General features: G+C 46.6%; 13 protein-coding genes and 1 CRISPR repeat array. Of the genes, 7 read left to right on the top strand and 6 right to left on the bottom strand.

Annotation, left to right across the window (positions count from 1 at the left end):
- Positions 1 to 403: 403 nt before the first annotated feature.
- Positions 404 to 1,564: a glycosyltransferase gene (locus tag SPB21_RS30570; RefSeq protein WP_499868835.1), complete on the top strand. Its 1,161-nt coding sequence runs from the start codon at positions 404 to 406 to the stop codon at positions 1,562 to 1,564.
- A gap of 113 nt (positions 1,565 to 1,677) precedes the next feature.
- Positions 1,678 to 2,715, top strand: a complete 1,038-nt coding sequence (locus tag SPB21_RS30575) for an aldo/keto reductase (protein ID WP_499868837.1) — start codon at positions 1,678 to 1,680, stop codon at positions 2,713 to 2,715.
- 30 nt (positions 2,716 to 2,745) lie between these two features.
- On the opposite strand, the gene SPB21_RS30580 is transcribed toward SPB21_RS30575, so the two are convergent.
- The 5 genes from SPB21_RS30580 to SPB21_RS30600 form a co-directional block, all read right to left on the bottom strand.
- A complete protein-coding gene (locus SPB21_RS30580) occupies positions 2,746 to 3,405 on the bottom strand; it encodes a PIG-L deacetylase family protein (RefSeq protein WP_499868839.1) in 660 nt (219 codons plus the stop codon).
- Positions 3,406 to 3,428: 23 nt separating this feature from the next.
- Positions 3,429 to 4,256, bottom strand: a complete 828-nt coding sequence (locus SPB21_RS30585) for a glucose-1-phosphate cytidylyltransferase (protein WP_499868841.1) — start codon at positions 4,254 to 4,256, stop codon at positions 3,429 to 3,431.
- A gap of 45 nt (positions 4,257 to 4,301) precedes the next feature.
- Complete coding sequence (locus SPB21_RS30590; protein ID WP_499868843.1) at positions 4,302 to 5,621, bottom strand: DUF4910 domain-containing protein; 1,320 nt, start codon at positions 5,619 to 5,621, stop codon at positions 4,302 to 4,304.
- 259 nt (positions 5,622 to 5,880) lie between these two features.
- Positions 5,881 to 7,161 (bottom strand): methyltransferase domain-containing protein, encoded by a 1,281-nt coding sequence (locus SPB21_RS30595; protein WP_499868844.1) that lies wholly within the window; start codon positions 7,159 to 7,161, stop codon positions 5,881 to 5,883.
- Between the two features lie 42 nt (positions 7,162 to 7,203).
- Positions 7,204 to 7,443, bottom strand: a complete 240-nt coding sequence (locus tag SPB21_RS30600; RefSeq protein ID WP_499868846.1) for a hypothetical protein — start codon at positions 7,441 to 7,443, stop codon at positions 7,204 to 7,206.
- Positions 7,444 to 7,915: 472 nt separating this feature from the next.
- Here SPB21_RS30600 and codA point away from each other — a divergent pair, with 472 nt between their 5' ends.
- The 3 genes from codA to uvrA all read left to right on the top strand — a co-directional run bounded on the left by codA (position 7,916) and on the right by uvrA (position 13,233).
- Entirely contained in the window at positions 7,916 to 9,163 is a 1,248-nt protein-coding gene (codA, locus tag SPB21_RS30605) for a cytosine deaminase (protein WP_499868847.1), read from the top strand.
- A 78-nt stretch (positions 9,164 to 9,241) separates the two neighbouring features.
- Positions 9,242 to 9,802, top strand: coding sequence for a Uma2 family endonuclease (locus SPB21_RS30610; protein ID WP_163670111.1), 561 nt, complete (start codon positions 9,242 to 9,244; stop codon positions 9,800 to 9,802).
- 347 nt (positions 9,803 to 10,149) lie between these two features.
- A complete protein-coding gene (gene uvrA / locus SPB21_RS30615; protein WP_499868849.1) occupies positions 10,150 to 13,233 on the top strand; it encodes an excinuclease ABC subunit UvrA in 3,084 nt (1,027 codons plus the stop codon).
- A gap of 124 nt (positions 13,234 to 13,357) precedes the next feature.
- Here uvrA and SPB21_RS30620 read toward each other — a convergent pair whose 3' ends face one another.
- Positions 13,358 to 13,573 carry a hypothetical protein gene (locus tag SPB21_RS30620; RefSeq protein WP_163696623.1) on the bottom strand — a complete coding sequence of 72 codons (216 nt, stop codon included), beginning with the start codon at positions 13,571 to 13,573 and terminating at the stop codon, positions 13,358 to 13,360.
- A gap of 389 nt (positions 13,574 to 13,962) precedes the next feature.
- Positions 13,963 to 15,610: direct repeats of the CRISPR family, unit length 37 nt; unit sequence CTCGCCAAACACTAATCCCGACAACCGGGACTGAAAC.
- A 26-nt stretch (positions 15,611 to 15,636) separates the two neighbouring features.
- Here SPB21_RS30620 and SPB21_RS30625 point away from each other — a divergent pair.
- Positions 15,637 to 15,924 (top strand): hypothetical protein, encoded by a 288-nt coding sequence (locus tag SPB21_RS30625; protein WP_499868851.1) that lies wholly within the window; start codon positions 15,637 to 15,639, stop codon positions 15,922 to 15,924.
- A 161-nt stretch (positions 15,925 to 16,085) separates the two neighbouring features.
- Positions 16,086 to 16,877, top strand: coding sequence for a magnetosome magnetite crystal formation protein family (locus SPB21_RS30630; protein WP_499868853.1), 792 nt, complete (start codon positions 16,086 to 16,088; stop codon positions 16,875 to 16,877).
- Positions 16,878 to 16,893: the final 16 nt, after the last annotated feature.

Raw genomic sequence — 16,893 nt, forward strand, 5'->3', positions numbered from 1 at the left:
AAACCTATAAAAATTTAGTATTGAAAATTAAGACTGGAAGAACCTTAGAAGAAGTTTACCAAGAAGCTCCTGAGATCCGATTGTTGACTTATACAGTTCTTATGAATCAATGCATTGAAAGATTAATTACCCTTAAAATAAGGAACCTTTATGCAAGCAGCAACGTTTATTACCCAGGAGTTATCGGTGGTTTAACCATGCACTGCGTGCAATCTTTTGAAGGGTATCAACTAAAGCCGGAAAAGCTTAGGTAGATGGAGAATTAAGAAGTAGCAGGAGACGTTAGTGAAGCCCTCTATGCTGATGTCTACCGTCTGCCTTCTAGCCTTGGGAAAACATTCCACTCTAAATTGATATCCTGCTAAATCATCGTCATATTTAATGTTGAGTATATTTAAAGGCTATGTTGATCAATAGCTCAGTTAAACAAAGAGAGAACCAGCCCCGCATTTTAGTCGCCTCCGTACGAGGCTTTCGCTTTCAAGTCGCTAACTGTGTGCTGTATGAATTCGAAGACTTTATCTGCGATTTAGAAGGAGCAGAACTCTACGCTCCTACCCAGGAATTCGACCTGGCTAGAAAAATATACCGCTTCTCTAAATACGCAACTCATTCTGACAAGATTGCCAGTTCTCTTGCACCATTTCCAACTAAGGTATTGCTAGAAAACGAATACGACTTGCTATTTGTCGTTTGCGATAATCCCTGGCAACTCCATTTACTGGAAACCATTAAAAACTGGCGTGATAAATGTCGCCATAAGGCTTGCTATATCATGGAAACATGGAAGCCAAATTTTGATGACTGGCGTTTAGCCCAAGAACCATTCAAGAATTTTGACCATATTTTTGCAGGGACCGCCCACTGTGTTGAGATTTACTCAAACGTTACAGGGTTGCCTAGCAATTATCTGGCACCAGCCATTGATGCCCTTAAGTTTTGTCCCTATCCCAATCCACCCCAGAGGATGATAGATGTTTGCTGTGTGGGGCGTCGTCATCCAGAAACCCATCAATCATTGTTTCAACGTTCTCAGCAAGACGATAGCTTTTTCTATTATTACGATACTGTCAACAATCGTGACTTAGAAGTTGGCAATCCTCAGGAGCATCGCGCTAAGTTAGTAAATCTCTTACAGAGAAGTCAATATAATATTGCTGTTAATGCCAGGTTTGATGCCCTGGAAGAAACAGGAGGGTATCAAGAGATGGGAAGTCGTTATTTTGAAGCGGTCGCTGCGGGCACCGTGTTGTTGGGCATACCTCCCAAGGGCGATGTATTTCCCCGTTATTTTGATTGGGAAGATGCCATCGTTAATGTAGATCTTTATGAACAAGATATTCTGGCGGTGATTGAAGCGCTCAATGCCCAACCTGATAGGCTTGAAAGGATTAGGCGTCGTAATGTTGTGAATGCTTTACTCAAGCATGATTGGGTCTATCGCTGGCGAGAGGTTTTAGCGGCATTTGATTTGCAGCCGAGCCAGGCTGTGATTGAGAGGGAGAAACAGTTGCAACAGCTGGCGCGCAGTGTTGATTCTATTGATATGTCCATAGCGTGTTAATGCTGCTGTCAGCAACTCAATTACTTATAGCTAACGTTAGGAAAATTTTCTTGTTGAGGTTTGGATGAGTGCGGTGATAGTGTCGCCTATGCCCGTTTAGAGGTCGATGGAGAATGGTAAGTACAATCAAGTTTAGCAACGGTGATCAAATGCCCATGGTGGGCTTAGGCACCTGGACATCTACCCCAAGGAGTGTGCAGCATACCGTTAAGCGTGCGATCGCAACAGGTTATCGTCTGTTGGGGTTAGGCCCATGGTCATTGGCCCCTGGCGATGTGTATAGCGCCGTTAAGGATGCGATCGCAGCGGGCTATCGCCACATTGACTGCGCCCACATCTATGGCAACGAAGCCCCTGTTGGTCGCGCCCTTGCGGATTCCTTTAAAGCAGGTGTTGTCACCCGAGGAGAAATGTGGATCACCTCCAAACTGTGGAATGATTCCCATGCCCCAGAAGATGTACAACCCGCCTTGGCAGCGACTCTCTCCAATTTGCAGTTAGACTATCTAGATCTGTATCTTATCCATTGGCCTGTGGCCATGAAAAAAGGAAGCTCAGACCCCCTAACGGCAGAGCACCTGATCTCCCTGGACACACTCCCTATTTTGACCACCTGGCGAGCAATGGAATCTCTTGTGGATAAAGGGCTGTGCCAGCATATTGGAGTATCAAACTTTAGTAGTGCAAAGTTACAAAATCTGTTGGATAATGCCCGACGTCAGCCAGAAATAAACCAGATTGAGTTGCATCCCTATTTACAGCAACCATCAATGTTAGAGTTTTGTCAGGCCAACAATATTCACCTGACCGCTTACGCCCCCCTCGGTTCCTCGACGCGCCCTGATAACCTCAAGTCAAAAGATGAGCCAGTTTTACTGAAAGAGCCCACCATTGCTGCCATTGCTAAGCGCCATGGCGTCACCTCTGCCCAGGTTCTCCTGAGCTGGGCTATGCAGCGGGGCACTGCTGTCATTCCCAAGTCCTTCAATCCAGAACGTATCCGCCAAAATTTGGCATCGGCTGATGTTGTGCTGACTCCAGAAGATATGCAAACCATTAAGGGTCTGGATTTGAATCGTCGCTATGTGGATGGTGCATTTTGGCAAGTCCCAGGGGGACCGTATACGGTAGACAGTATTTGGGATCTGTGACGTTGGCACATAGAGACCCGATCGAGACGCTTACATCAAGATAGCCTTGCGACAATAAAAGGCTTCTGCATATTTATCGGGTGCATTTGACTCAATTCCCCGCAGTCTCAGGATTGATGAAAACGTTTCTTCGTCAAACCATTGCTTGTTGAACTGAGTTTGAAAATGCTGCATCAGGTAATCTATTTTTCGCCGATAAGTGAATGCATCAAGATGTACAAAGCAATTAGGATTCCCTAAATCTCCATCATATTTAGGAATCTCATATTCTAAAATCATATGGTTGCGAAAGGCATTCCAAGTCAGTTCAGAGATTAACCGATGATCTTGATGCAAGTCATTACGATAGTGGGTCAGAACTAGATCAGGAGAACAATTCTTGCTTAACTGATCAAAAAACTCTTTGATTTCTATGCCAATGTATGGAAAAAATCGTTCTCTGAATTCTTTAATGACAATATTTTTCTTGTTGACCGGTTTTAGGACGCTATTTGCACTGGCTAGGGCCTCCTCTTTTCGATGTCCAGTTGCCGAGAAAACCACCCAATCAACTTCAATCTCTGGACAATGGTCAATCAATTTCAAGAGGGTGCCACCACAGCCGATTTCAATGTCATCACTGTGGGCACCCAGGCAAAGGATGCGACGGAATGTATGGTGATCCTGATGATTACCGATGAGTTTCATCATAAGATGGTACGATTTTTGAAGACTTAAGCGATTTTTAGGTCAGGCTTTGGGCTATTGCTGAATATTTCTGGGTGAGACTCCCATACAGCCCATGGAGTGTTTCCTTTGGCATACATATCGTCAAATAGTATCTTTTCTTTTAAAGTGTCCATACAGGCCCAAAAACCAGGATTTCTGTAGGCAATCAGTTGTTGTTTTCGAATCAATCGCTGGAATGGTTCAAGCACTAACTCTTCACCGGGGGAAATATAGTCAAAGATTTCTTTTCTAAGTACAAAGAATCCTCCATTGATCCATAAATCTGAATGACCCACCGATCGAATATTTTCTACGATGCCATCTTCATTGGTTAAAGAAACAACGTGGAATGATTGTGAAGGTTGCACTGCTAAAAAGCTGGCAATCTTATTTTGTTGTTGAAAATACTCAAGGTATAAATTTAGATCAAGATCGCTGAGACCATCTGAATAATTGGCTAGGAAGGTGTCCTCTCCTTCTAAATAAGGCTTGACCGCGGCTAAACGCTCGCCGATATTTAAATTAAGCCCAGTATCAACAAAGGTGATTTTCCAGTCTTCTATGTCAGTGGTATGGAGTTGAATATCCTTGCCACCCTTAGATAAAGTAAAGTTGTTGGATAAACATTCATTGTAGTTAAGAAAGTAATTCTTAATATAGTCCCCTTTATAGCCAAGGCATAAAATAAATTCTTTGTGGCCAAAGTGAGCGTAATATCGCATCAGGTGCCAAATAATTGGTCGGTAGCCAATTTCAACCATTGGCTTGGGGATAGTTTCAGAATATTCTCTGAGTCGGGTACCTAAGCCACCACAAAATAGAACAACTTTCATCTTGATTCTCCTTGTATTTTTTACATGCTGAACTGGAATAAATGCTTAACAAGCCATGGTTAGCAAGCTATGGTTGGCCAGGGTGAATGCAGCATTCTTGATAGTCGAAAAACTCAAATTAGATCGCTCAGCGATATCGAGCAATGTGTGTTCTCCATCGGAGAGATTTAACGTCCACAACATGGCCATGCGATCGTCAGGGGTTGTTTGTTTACCTCCCATGGTGCTGTAAAGCCCCCGCTTACCTAACTGGGGCTCACATTTGGGATTTGTGTTCAAGTAGGTGTGGTTGTTTTCTAAAACATCAATCACACTCACATAGGTTTCAAAGGAATTGACTAAAGCAGACGTTTTCACAAAGTCTAAATTGTCAGCCGAGGTGTGATATTCAGGGTAGGTGCCAAATTGACTTCTCGTGAGGCTACCAATAGGCAAGTTGAAGCCAGGTGAGCAAAATTGTCGTTCATCATATCCATAGGGTGAAAAATCAGAAACTTTATGGTCTTGGGACAAATTTTTTAGGATATGGATGACGGCCCTATCAATGTCTGCATTGCCATGACGGCTTTTCTTATAGGCTAAAGGACCTGAGTCGCCAACATTAGAAACAGTTAAACCATGCTTAATGAATGAAACTCGATCCTCATTGCGGCTCAACCAAGTAATCGAGCCGATGGTACCTGGAATAAACAGGAAACGGTAGGAATAGCGTAAGGATTGTTGTTGGCTAAGATGTTTCGCTAGAAACGTGACGAGTGCGATGCCCGATAGATTATCGTTGCATAGGGATGGGTGGCAACTATGGCAGCACAATAAGACTTCGTCAGATGTTTGTCCTGGTAATAATAGCTCGCCATAGGTAAGAGAACCTGATTCTAAAGAAGAATCAATATAGACTTCATAGTCACTCTCTGGTAGAGATTGCAGTACCCGATCCGATAGGCAAAACCCCCATGTCTCTTGATAGTAAGAGGTGCGATAAGGAATCCAATCGGGTCGATCGGGCATTGAGAAAAGATGCTCTTTTAACTGGGAAAGAGACATCGTTTGATGAATTGGAATGCTGTAGTTTAGTACGTGTAAGTTTGATGATTGAAAATCAACGATTTTCTTGCCCGTTTTATCTTTGATGTAAGCATCCTTGATATTCCATTCTTTAGGAACCGTCCAATCAAAAACGGGGGTACCTGTCGGCACTTCATGAATTTCTAGGGGAATATGTTGCTGGATAATGTTGAGTGACTTGCGTACGCCATTGCCTGTGATGCTACGGCAAATTGGATATAGATCGCTGATCAGGCTATACATGTCTAACCCTAGGCGATGTATATCATCGATTGATTTTGCATCAAGCTCCATATTCATGTTCATGCTCCTGGAATGCTTTAAGGAGTAGCGATCGCAAACTGTATTCAAAAAATGTCTAAGGTTAAACCATAAGAGGCACTGACAGATTTATCTGTCTCAGCGCTTGGTTCGCGTTTGGTATGTAAACCCTGCCTTACAAAACTGGGGTAAGGCAGCTACACACATCGTTTAGCCCCTATGGTTTTATGGTGTATGCATCCTGTAGACCGGCAGGCGTCACAGGTATCCCTAGCTAGGAATAGACGTTTACTATTCCCTAGGAATAGACGTTTACTTCAGGGATGGGTACAACAAATTTTCCACCCCATTCGCGGATCACACTCATTTGCTGCATAATTTCGTCTTTTACATTCCAAGGCAAAATCAACACATAATCGGGTTTTGTTTCTTTGATTTTATCGGGGTGATGAACAGGAATATGGGTGCCCGGCAGGAATTTTCCATGCTTATAAGGGTTTCTATCCACCGTATAGTCAAGAAAGTCTGTGCGAATGCCACAATAATTTAGGAGAGTATTCCCTTTGCCCGGTGCCCCATAGCCAACAATTGTTTTCCCGTCTCGTTTTGTTTTAATCAAAAAGTCTAGAAGCTTACGTTTGGTTTCGCGCACTTGTTCATCAAAATGAGTGTAGCGTTCTAGACTTGTAAACCCGGCGGCGGCTTCACGTTGTCTCAAGTCAATGACGCGCTCGCCCACGGGCTTAGAGATATCGTCTGTGTGTTGCGCATAGACACGTAACGAGCCACCATGGGTGGGTAGTTCTTCTACATCAAAGAGGGTCATGCCATGGGCTGCAAAGATGGTCTCTAGGGTGCTCAGGGTATGATAGAAAAAATGCTCGTGATAAATGGTATCAAATTGATTCAACTCCATGAGGCGCATCAAATGTTGAATCTCCCCAGTGAAAACGCCTTGGGGCTTCATTAAAATTTTGATGCCTGCAATAAAATCGTTGAGATTGGGCACATGGGCAATGACATTATTGGCAGCAATCAGATCGGCGGACTTCCCCTGTTGCACTAGTTTCTTAGCACAGTCTTCTCCAAAGAATTCATTCAGGGTGGGAATGCCTTTATCAATGGCAACCTTGGCGATGTTCGTTGCCGGTTCAATGCCTAGCACCGGAATCTTCTTTTCTACGAAATACTGTAGGAGATATCCGTCGTTACTGGCTAGTTCCACAACGTGACTTTCTTCATTGAGGTGAAACCGTTCAACCACCTGATCTGTATATGCTTTGCACTGAGCCAGCCAAGTATCACTGTAGGACGAGAAATAGGCATACTCAGTGAAAATATGTTCTGGGCTGACGTATGCTTCTAGCTGTACCAGGAAACAGTTGCTACATACCCGTACATGGAGAGGATAGAACGGCTCCATCTGGTTGACTTGATCCGCACTTAGGATGCTTTCACATAGGGGCGACATGCCCAAATCTACCAAGGTGTGGTTTAAAGACGTTCCGCAAAAGAGACACTGGGGCGTATTTTGAGAAGACGCTTTGATCGTTTCTTTCGTAGCCGTTTGCTGACTCATGTTTTAATTTTAAAGGGGTCTACAGGGGAAAGGTTTGAGGGCTTACATCCACTGAGCAATGGCCGCTTCAGTGACTGGCCGCATATCGGTTCCAGAGCCATAGGCTTGGCTCCAGGTGATGATTTGTTCCAAGCCTTGATCTAGGGAAATCTGAAGCACCCAACCTAGCTTCAGTCGTGCTTTAGAACAATCTAAGCTCAGGGAGTGGGCCTCGTGGGGATGGTAGGCGTTATCTTGTTCCCAGGTCGCCCCCTTGCCCCAGAGTGATACGAGTTTATCCACTAATTCCTCTCCAAAAATTAGGATCCATTGCACCTCTGGGGATGGATTGTTGCCATTGGTTCTATTTCCTAAGAATTCACCAGGATTTATACGCGAAGACGGCAATGTTCGGATTTAAGTTTCCAGAACTCAAATCTCGACCTAATATTTATTTTTGTTTTACACATCAACAACTTTGTGAATGTCGGAGCATAGATAAATATCTGTTTTTTTGATTGATCACTCGCACAATAACAGGTTTTCGTTAATTTATATGACGTACCCGTAGTACAGGATTGAAAGGCTGCTTTTCTCCAAGAGAAATGCTTTTTGTTAGATCTGGCCCATGCCCATGGGCGGGATGGTTACTTGCAGTTGGCAGAAGATAGGCTGTCTAATCTTCACTGTTTACTGTTCGTTTAAGTACGGAAAAAAGGGACATTCTCAGGTTATGTCTGCAATATCCCCCTGTAGCTTTTTTTCTGTTCGATCCATGACACCTACACTGATTCTTAGAAATTGCGCTTTGGTTAATGGTCCGGCTGACATTGCGATCGCAAACTCAACCATCATTGCCATTGAACCCAACCTACCGCTCACCGCCCCCACTGAAATCGACGTCGCAGGCAACCTCGTCAGTCCACCGTTTGTCGAGTCCCACATCCATCTAGACTCGGCCCTGACTGCCGGGCAACCCCGCCATAACCAAAGTGGCACCTTGTTTGAAGGCATCGAGATTTGGAGAGAACGCAAACAATCCCTCACCCTGGATGACATCAAACACCGTGCCACCGCCGCTCTCAAACTAATGGCCAGCCAGGGTACCCTTTTTGTCCGTACCCATGCTGATGTCAGTGAAGCCAGTCTAACTGCGTTGCAAGGCTTGCTCGAAGTGCGTGACACCGTCAAAGACTGGATGACCGTCCAAGTTGTCGCCTTTCCCCAAGATGGCATTTATGGCGGCCCCAAAAACGACGACCTGATGGAAGAAGCGATCAAACAAGGAGCCGATGCCGTCGGTGGCATTCCCCATTACGAACTCACCCGCGAAGATGGTGTCCGCTCCGTCCACCGCATCTTCGAACTCGCCCAAAAATATGATCGTCTGATCGACATCCACTGCGACGAAATCGACGACGACCAATCTCGCTTTCTCGAAGTCGTCTCCGCCTGCGCCTTGCGCACTGGTTTAAACGAAAAAGTCACCGCCAGTCACACCACCGCATTTGGCTCCTACAACGATGCCTATGCCTTCAAACTCATGGGCTTCCTAAAACGGTCCAAGATTAACTTCATCGCCAATCCCCTGATCAATATCACCCTTCAGGGCCGCACCGATACCTACCCCAAACGCCGTGGCCTCACCCGTGTTAAAGAACTGTGGCAAGCTGGTTTGAACGTCAGTCTCGGCAATGACTGCATCCAGGATCCCTGGTACGGTCTCGGCATGGGCCATATGCTCGATGTTGTCTCCATGGCTGTTCACGTTTGCCAAATGACGGGTCTTAAAGAACTGGATGCCTGCTACGACATGGCAACCATCTGCGGAGCCAACACCCTAAACCTGCAAGACTCCTACGGTATAGATGTTGGCAAACCCGCTAACCTGATTGTGTTGGACTGCACCAGCAAATATGAAGCCATCCGCTGTCGACCCGTCGTCAGTCATGTGATTTCTCGTGGAAAAGTACTGGTGGAGACAACCCCGCCTGAGGTTAAGTGGCAACAAGAGGTGGGATGATTGTGGGGGCGTTACATGCAATGCCCCTGCTGGCCTAGCGTTTATCATTGAAATACTTCATTCTGCGGAGACAGGTCGATGACAGCAGCCAAGAAAGTTCGCTGGACGGTAGATGACTTAGAGAGCCTGCCTGACAGTAGCGATCGCTTTGAAATCATTGATGGAGACCTGCATGTGACTAGAGCACCCCATTGGAAACATCAGGATGTTGCCGGTGCCATTTATGCAGAACTTTTGGCCTGGTCTAAGAAATTGCCATTGGGAAAACCTATCTTTACTCCAGGAGTGATTTTTTCCCCTACAAATGCAGTCATTCCTGATCTCATTTGGGTCAGCAATGAGCGAATTGAAACATTGATGGACGATGCAGGTCATCTGACAGGGGCACCTGAACTGGTGATTGAGGTCCTATCTCAGTCGCAGAAGGATAAAGATCGTGATAGAAAATCTAAACTTAAACTTTATTCTGTGGAAGGTGTCCAAGAATATTGGATCTTTGATCGCGAACAGCAAATGGCTGAGGTTTTTCGTCGCGAAGACGGCATTTTGGTTAAAGTCCTTACTCTCTATGCTAAAGACACATTAACCAGTCCTTTATTGCCTGACTTTAGCTGCGGGGTTGCCTCCCTTTTTGATTAGTGCGATAGCGTCAGCGTTGACTAGTCAGTTTGCAAAATCCTTTGCCCAGGGCGTGCACAAGGCAACGCCTCTTTTGCCCAGGGCGTGCACAAGGCAACGCCTCTTTTGCCCAGGGCGTGCACAAGGCAACGCCTCTTTTGCCCAGGGCGTGCACAAGGCAACGCCCCTACTTTGCCATCCTCACAGACAGACAGACATTGCATGCAACGCCTCGATCCCTTTTGCCACACTTAACACCACATGGTTAAACTCTATGACTTACCATAAAGAAATGTTTTGCTAGTACTAGTACTGATTTATCAGTCTAGTTATGATTTACCTGCCTGAGCTGTAACCCTATCCGCCCCATGCCCCAGTCAAAGACCTCGAAAACGGCCAAGACACGCAAGTCGAGCGGCAACGGCAAAGCCGCTAATGGCAAGGTGACGACTAATGGCAGAGCAGCAAAAACTAAACTAACTGACCTATCGGATGACCTGATCCGCATTCGCGGTGCCCGTCAGCACAACCTAAAGAATATCGATCTGGACCTGCCCCGCAACCAGATGATCGTCTTTACGGGGGTGTCTGGTTCTGGTAAGTCATCCCTTGCCTTCGATACGATTTTTGCCGAGGGCCAGCGCCGCTACGTTGAATCCCTCAGTGCCTATGCCCGGCAGTTTCTAGGGCAGGTGGACAAGCCCGATGTGGATTCCATTGAAGGGCTGAGTCCGGCGATTTCCATTGATCAAAAGTCCACCTCCCATAACCCTCGCTCCACCGTAGGGACGGTAACTGAAATTTACGACTATCTGCGATTGCTTTATGGTCGGGCAGGTCAACCCCATTGTCCCCATTGCGATCGCTCCATTGCCCCCCAGACCATTGACCAAATGCTGGATCAGGTGATGGCCTTGCCAGACCGCACGCGCTTTCAAATTTTGGCCCCGGTGGTGCGCGGCAAGAAAGGGACCCATGCCAAACTGCTGTCGGGATTAGCGGCGGAAGGCTTTGTGCGGGTGCGGGTGGATGGCGAAATCCGTGATCTCAGCGACAATATTGAGCTATCAAAGAATAAGATCCACGATATTGAAGTGGTGGTGGACCGCCTGGTGAAGAAAGACGATATCCAGGAGCGTCTGGCGGATTCCTTGGCTACCTGTCTAAAACGGGCTGAGGGCATTGCGGTTATTGATATTCTCGCTGATCGTAACAAGGACAATGTGGTGCCGCTCAAGGCTAAAAGTGGGGGTAAGGGCAAGAAGGCTGACATGCCTGTAGCGGCAGAGGAAGAGGGAGAATACGGTGCTGACCTGCCGTCAGAGCTAGTCTTTTCTGAGAACTTTGCTTGTCCAGAACATGGGGCGGTGATGGATGAACTGTCGCCTCGTCTGTTTTCGTTTAATTCACCCTATGGTGCTTGCCCCGATTGCCATGGGTTAGGCAGTCATCAGCGGTTTGCGGCAGACCTGGTGGTGCCTGATCCGAATTTGCCAGTGTATGCTGCGATCGCACCCTGGTCCGATAAAGATAACACCTATTATTTCTCTCTTCTTTACAGCGTTGGTCAAGCCTACGGGTTTGAGATTCAATCCACCTGGTCTAGCCTTACCGACGAACAGCGCGACATTATTCTCCACGGTTCCCCTGACAAAATTTATATCGAAACCGACTCCCGTTACCGCGACAAAAAGGGCTACGAACGCAAATATGATGGAGTGCTTCCCATCCTTGACCGACAGTACCGTGAGAGCACGTCCGATCTCTACAAACAAAAGCTCGAAAAGTATTTGATCGATCAAGTGTGTGAAACCTGTAATGGAGCCAGGTTGCGGCCAGAATCTCTTGCCGTCAGAATGGGGCCATACAACATTCTTGACTTTACCAGTGTTTCCATTCGTGATTGCCTGTACAACATCGAAGATGTTATGGGTGAGCACGGAGAAGACTCCCTTCTCAGCAAGAAGCAGCTTGCTATTGGTGAGTTGGTCCTTAAAGAAATTAAAGCTCGCCTTACATTTTTGTTGGATGTGGGGTTGGACTATCTCACCCTGGACCGCACTGCCATGACATTGTCAGGTGGTGAAGCCCAGCGTATTCGCCTCGCAACTCAAATCGGTGCGGGTTTGACGGGGGTACTATACGTTCTTGACGAACCCAGTATCGGTTTACACCAACGTGATAACGCACGGTTATTAAAAACCCTTGATCGTCTTCGTAATTTGGGTAATACCTTAATTGTGGTTGAACACGACGAAGATACCATTCGTGCTGCCGACCACATTGTAGATATTGGGCCTAAGGCGGGTGTTCATGGTGGTGATATCGTTGTCAATGGTGATTTGAAGGCGCTATTAAAAAATAAAGAGTCTCTGACGGGCGCTTATCTGTCAGGGCGAGAGAGTATTGGTACACCCGCTGAACGCAGACCAGGTAATAACCGCAAGCTACAAATTCGCAATGCCCATCGCAACAATCTGGAGAATATCGATGTTGATATTCCCCTAGGTAAGTTTGTCTGCATCACAGGTGTTTCTGGTTCTGGTAAATCCACCTTGATTAATGAGTTGCTTTACCCGGCTCTGCAACATCATTTTGGTAGCAAAGTGCCTGAACCTAATCAGATGGAGCCGATTAAGGGGCTTAAAGCCTTAGATAAGGCCATCGTCATTGATCAATCACCCATTGGTCGTACACCGCGCTCGAACCCGGCTACCTACACAGGGGTGTTCGATGTTATTCGTGATTTGTTTGCTGAGACTATTGAGGCTAAAGCGAGGGGCTATAAGCGCGGACAATTCTCTTTTAACGTTAAGGGTGGGCGCTGTGAAGCCTGCGGTGGTCAGGGCGTGAATGTGATTGCCATGAACTTTCTGCCCGATGTATACGTTCAGTGTGAGGTGTGCAAAGGTGCACGCTACAACCGTGAAACTTTGCAGGTGAAATACAAGGGCAAAACGATTTCCGATGTGCTGAATATGACGGCTGAAGAGGCTCTGAAATTCTTTGAGAATATCCACAAGGCGGCCAATAAGTTACAGACCATGGTAGATGTGGGTCTGGGCTATATTCGCTTGGGGCAGACGGCTCCCACCCTTTCTGGTGGTGAGGCTCAGCGCATGAAGCTGGCCTCTGAATTGGCCCGTCGCTCTACAGGTAAAACCATGTATCTGATTGATGAGCCGACTACGGGCTTATCTTTCTACGATGTTCACAAGCTGCTGGATGTGGTGCAGCGTCTGGTGGACAAAGGTAATTCTGTGGTGATGATTGAGCACAACCTGGATGTAATCCGCTGCTGCGACTGGGTGATTGATCTAGGTCCTGAAGGGGGCGATCGCGGTGGTCAAATTATCGCTGAGGGTACACCCGAAGAAGTCGCTCAGGCGGAAAATTCCTACACCGGGCATTATTTGAAGCATGTGCTGGAGCAACATCCACCTACAGCGTAATTGAGGAGATATGGAGATTTTGGGATGATGTGCTGTATGTGAGACGTAGGTTGGGTTAATGAAAGGTTTTGATGGGTGCAAGGGTTCAGGAGTTTGGATAACCCAACCTACGGGGAATTGAGACCTAAGCCGCTGACTCGGTGGAGGGTTCGCTATCCGCTGGGATTTGGCTTTCAAGCTCGCCAATGGCTGCATTGATAGCCGCTAGCTGCACCTGTAGCCGGTTACGGCTGGTCTTTAGCCAATGAAGTTTCATCTTTTGGCAATTGGCATAGAAATTGGCGTAATCACTATTGGTGCAGTTTTCAGATGCATGGGGTTTACAAAATGGGAAAAACATGACGGCAGGCTAATACAAAGAGGTACGCCTATAGGCTACCAACTTTCTAAAAAAGATGTGGTCAGGCTCGCTAACTAGAAATGATGCGGTGAAGCTTGCTAACTATGATCCTGACAAATATCTGAAACCTTAAAGGAGGTTGGTTGATAAGCTCAAGGATACTAAGTTTTTCTAAATGGCCATACCTGATTTAATGATTTTTTGGCAAACTGAAGTGAGGGCAAAATCCCTTGGGGTTTGCCAAATGGCTAGAACCTTGATAATTGAATAGTTTTAGGTTTCTTAGATGTATGGGTTGCGATCGCAATCAGATAAATCTATTGCTTGGTTTTGACCTTTGCCAAAATTACCGGTAGAAGCCTTATCTGATAATCGTTTGGGCCTACTGACTCGCCAAACACCAATCCCGACAACCGGGACTGAAACAAAGCGGAATCGGGCTTGCAAGGGTTGAGGCTAAACTCGCCAAACACCAATCCCGACAACCGGGACTGAAACGAGAGAGAGAAGATTCCCCTCTCTTCCAACTTCTGACTCGCCAAACACCAATCCCGACAACCGGGACTGAAACGCTGAAGATGGGTCAGAATTCTGGGGAGAAGATTTTCTCGCCAAACACCAATCCCGACAACCGGGACTGAAACGCTTGATGATCCCCATAAATGTCCCAGCACCGGAGGGACTCGCCAAACACCAATCCCGACAACCGGGACTGAAACCTAACCGAAGAGCTTTGCCGAAGAATTATTGAAGACTCGCCAAACACCAATCCCGACAACCGGGACTGAAACCTTGGCTGGAGTATCCCACACAGCCAAGGCACTCCAGCTCGCCAAACACCAATCCCGACAACCGGGACTGAAACATAGACATTAGTTTTTCTCCTTCCAGACGTAGTTGGCGCTCGCCAAACACCAATCCCGACAACCGGGACTGAAACTTCGGCACGGTCGCCCACATCCCTCACAGCACCAGCCTGCTCGCCAAACACCAATCCCGACAACCGGGACTGAAACTTGCTAGAGCCTGTGATTTCAGTGAAGCCCCCAGCTCGCCAAACACTAATCCCGACAACCGGGACTGAAACTTTCATGTGTCGATTTCTCCAAAGAATGTGTCGAGCCTCGCCAAACACTAATCCCGACAACCGGGACTGAAACTAGTCAATAGCGTTACAGCCGTAGCCCACGGCGACACTCGCCAAACACTAATCCCGACAACCGGGACTGAAACAATGCCGCTGGCAACCGAGATGTTGCGGCGTTAGTACTCGCCAAACACTAATCCCGACAACCGGGACTGAAACAGCTTTACCACGTTGGGCCACTCGCAGATATGAGCTCGCCAAACACTAATCCCGACAACCGGGACTGAAACGGTAGCTGCTTCTGAGGGCATGAGGTAGATCCAAACTCGCCAAACACTAATCCCGACAACCGGGACTGAAACCAGCCGATGGAGATAGAATTCATACCTTGGGTGACGGCTTGCTCGCCAAACACTAATCCCGACAACCGGGACTGAAACATCAATAACAATTGCCGTTTGCGTCTGCATAAGACTCGCCAAACACTAATCCCGACAACCGGGACTGAAACTTTTCATTAATAGTCGCCTCTGGAAGAATACATCAACTCGCCAAACACTAATCCCGACAACCGGGACTGAAACCAAAAGCCATAAAAAGCTTTAATAAATCGATATGTTCTCGCCAAACACTAATCCCGACAACCGGGACTGAAACGTTTCTCTCACTGCATATTCATGATTTGCGCTGCTGAACTCGCCAAACACTAATCCCGACAACCGGGACTGAAACGCAGCTTGGCTTTACACGTTGCCTATTTGGGTACACTCGCCAAACACCAATCCCGACAACCGGGACTGAAACATTTCTTTAGGCCAATACACCGGGAGGGGAAGTTCCTCGCCAAACACCAATCCCGACAACCGGGACTGAAACAACCCCCCTTACCCAACGCCCTCCGGGGGGGCTCAAGCTCGCCAAACACCAATCCCGACAACCGGGACTGAAACGCTCACATTGAACAGATGGGAAACTTTTGGAAACCCATGAATGTGTTTATAAGCTTTATCATGATTTTGAACAAAAGATTGAAACACCCCAGGGATTTATTAATGCACTTCAGTGTTTACAGGATCTATTAATCGATGATTTTCAAAATTATGAGGTGGTGAAAGGTTGGCTCGAATTTATTCGTCAACAACCTTTCTACAATGTGACGAAGCTTTTTTCGACATGCATGACCCGTTCTCTATTAGATGATCTTCAACGCGAGAAGGTTGTCGACTCAATGCTGTCAACTCAGACGCTTGTATCTGAGGAGTAATGGTCAAACCAAATACGACCTTAACCGATGCTGCCCGTGATGGCTTTATAGATATTGCCCGCCGCCTCATTTTTGGATGGATATTAAGTTTTATCCAAAATTGATGTATTTCATGCTGTAGACGTCGAAGTATAAATGAATACCATGGGCTTACCATCGTTATGAGTCAGGAAAAAACAACTCCCTCAGTAGAAATTTTTCTCCACCTTTCCCTTCTGTTGAGTTGGGTTGTTCCTATACCCTTTATCGATATCTTGGTGCCAATTATTATTTGGCAAGCCATTAAAAAACAGTCCCCTCAAATTGAGCCCCATGCGCGTAATGCCATTAATTGGCTGATTTCATCGACAGTTTATAGCGTTGTTTTATTGGTTACGTTAGTTGGGACAATTTTACTGCCGGTGTTATGGGGACTGCGCTTTGTATTTCCGATTATTGCAGCTATTCAAGCTAGTAAGGGAAAGACGTGGAAATACCCTCTTGCTATTGATTTTCTAGGAAGTAAACCTGAAAAACAACTCCAAAGGGCAGCTATTGGTTTTTTGTCATTGGTGGTTATACCTGTGGCAGCCTTACTGGGTTCTATTGTTTGGCAAAATAATCGTGTCAGTTGGCTGGATAGCCTGTCACCTACTACGGGTACTGTCTCACAGGTCAATGAGAAGACAGATGAGTATGGTGATACGCTCTACCAGCCTGTAGTTGAATTTGAGGGACCTAATGGGGATTTGTATGATGTTTCTCCACTGGGGTGGACAGGTTCCCCCACTTACAAGAAAGGAGAGTCTGTCGGAGTGCTGTATACGCCCACTGAACCACAGAGGGCCATTATTGACAGCTGGTCTGAAAAATGGTCTATGGTCACAGTAGCTTTGGTACTGAGTGCTATTGTGTTTGGGTTTTCGCTGATTCCCAGTATATTTTGTTTGATTGTGCAGCGTTTTTCCCCATGAGGACTGTCTGCTCAAG

This window comes from Leptothoe sp. ISB3NOV94-8A (assembly GCF_043421595.1).
GTDB lineage: Bacteria > Cyanobacteriota > Cyanobacteriia > Phormidesmidales > Phormidesmidaceae > Leptothoe > Leptothoe turfae.

Bases quoted from the DNA above. Each gene is read 5' to 3' on its own strand.
- SPB21_RS30570 (WP_499868835.1), top strand. From the start codon at position 404: ATGTTGATCAATAGCTCAGTTAAACAAAGAGAGAACCAGCCCCGCATT.
- SPB21_RS30575 (WP_499868837.1), top strand. From the start codon at position 1,678: ATGGTAAGTACAATCAAGTTTAGCAACGGTGATCAAATGCCCATGGTG.
- SPB21_RS30580 (WP_499868839.1), bottom strand. From the start codon at position 3,405: ATGATGAAACTCATCGGTAATCATCAGGATCACCATACATTCCGTCGC.
- SPB21_RS30585 (WP_499868841.1), bottom strand. From the start codon at position 4,256: ATGAAAGTTGTTCTATTTTGTGGTGGCTTAGGTACCCGACTCAGAGAA.
- SPB21_RS30590 (WP_499868843.1), bottom strand. From the start codon at position 5,621: ATGAATATGGAGCTTGATGCAAAATCAATCGATGATATACATCGCCTA.
- SPB21_RS30595 (WP_499868844.1), bottom strand. From the start codon at position 7,161: ATGAGTCAGCAAACGGCTACGAAAGAAACGATCAAAGCGTCTTCTCAA.
- codA (WP_499868847.1), top strand. From the start codon at position 7,916: ATGACACCTACACTGATTCTTAGAAATTGCGCTTTGGTTAATGGTCCG.
- SPB21_RS30610 (WP_163670111.1), top strand. From the start codon at position 9,242: ATGACAGCAGCCAAGAAAGTTCGCTGGACGGTAGATGACTTAGAGAGC.
- uvrA (WP_499868849.1), top strand. From the start codon at position 10,150: ATGCCCCAGTCAAAGACCTCGAAAACGGCCAAGACACGCAAGTCGAGC.
- SPB21_RS30620 (WP_163696623.1), bottom strand. From the start codon at position 13,573: ATGTTTTTCCCATTTTGTAAACCCCATGCATCTGAAAACTGCACCAAT.
- SPB21_RS30630 (WP_499868853.1), top strand. From the start codon at position 16,086: ATGAGTCAGGAAAAAACAACTCCCTCAGTAGAAATTTTTCTCCACCTT.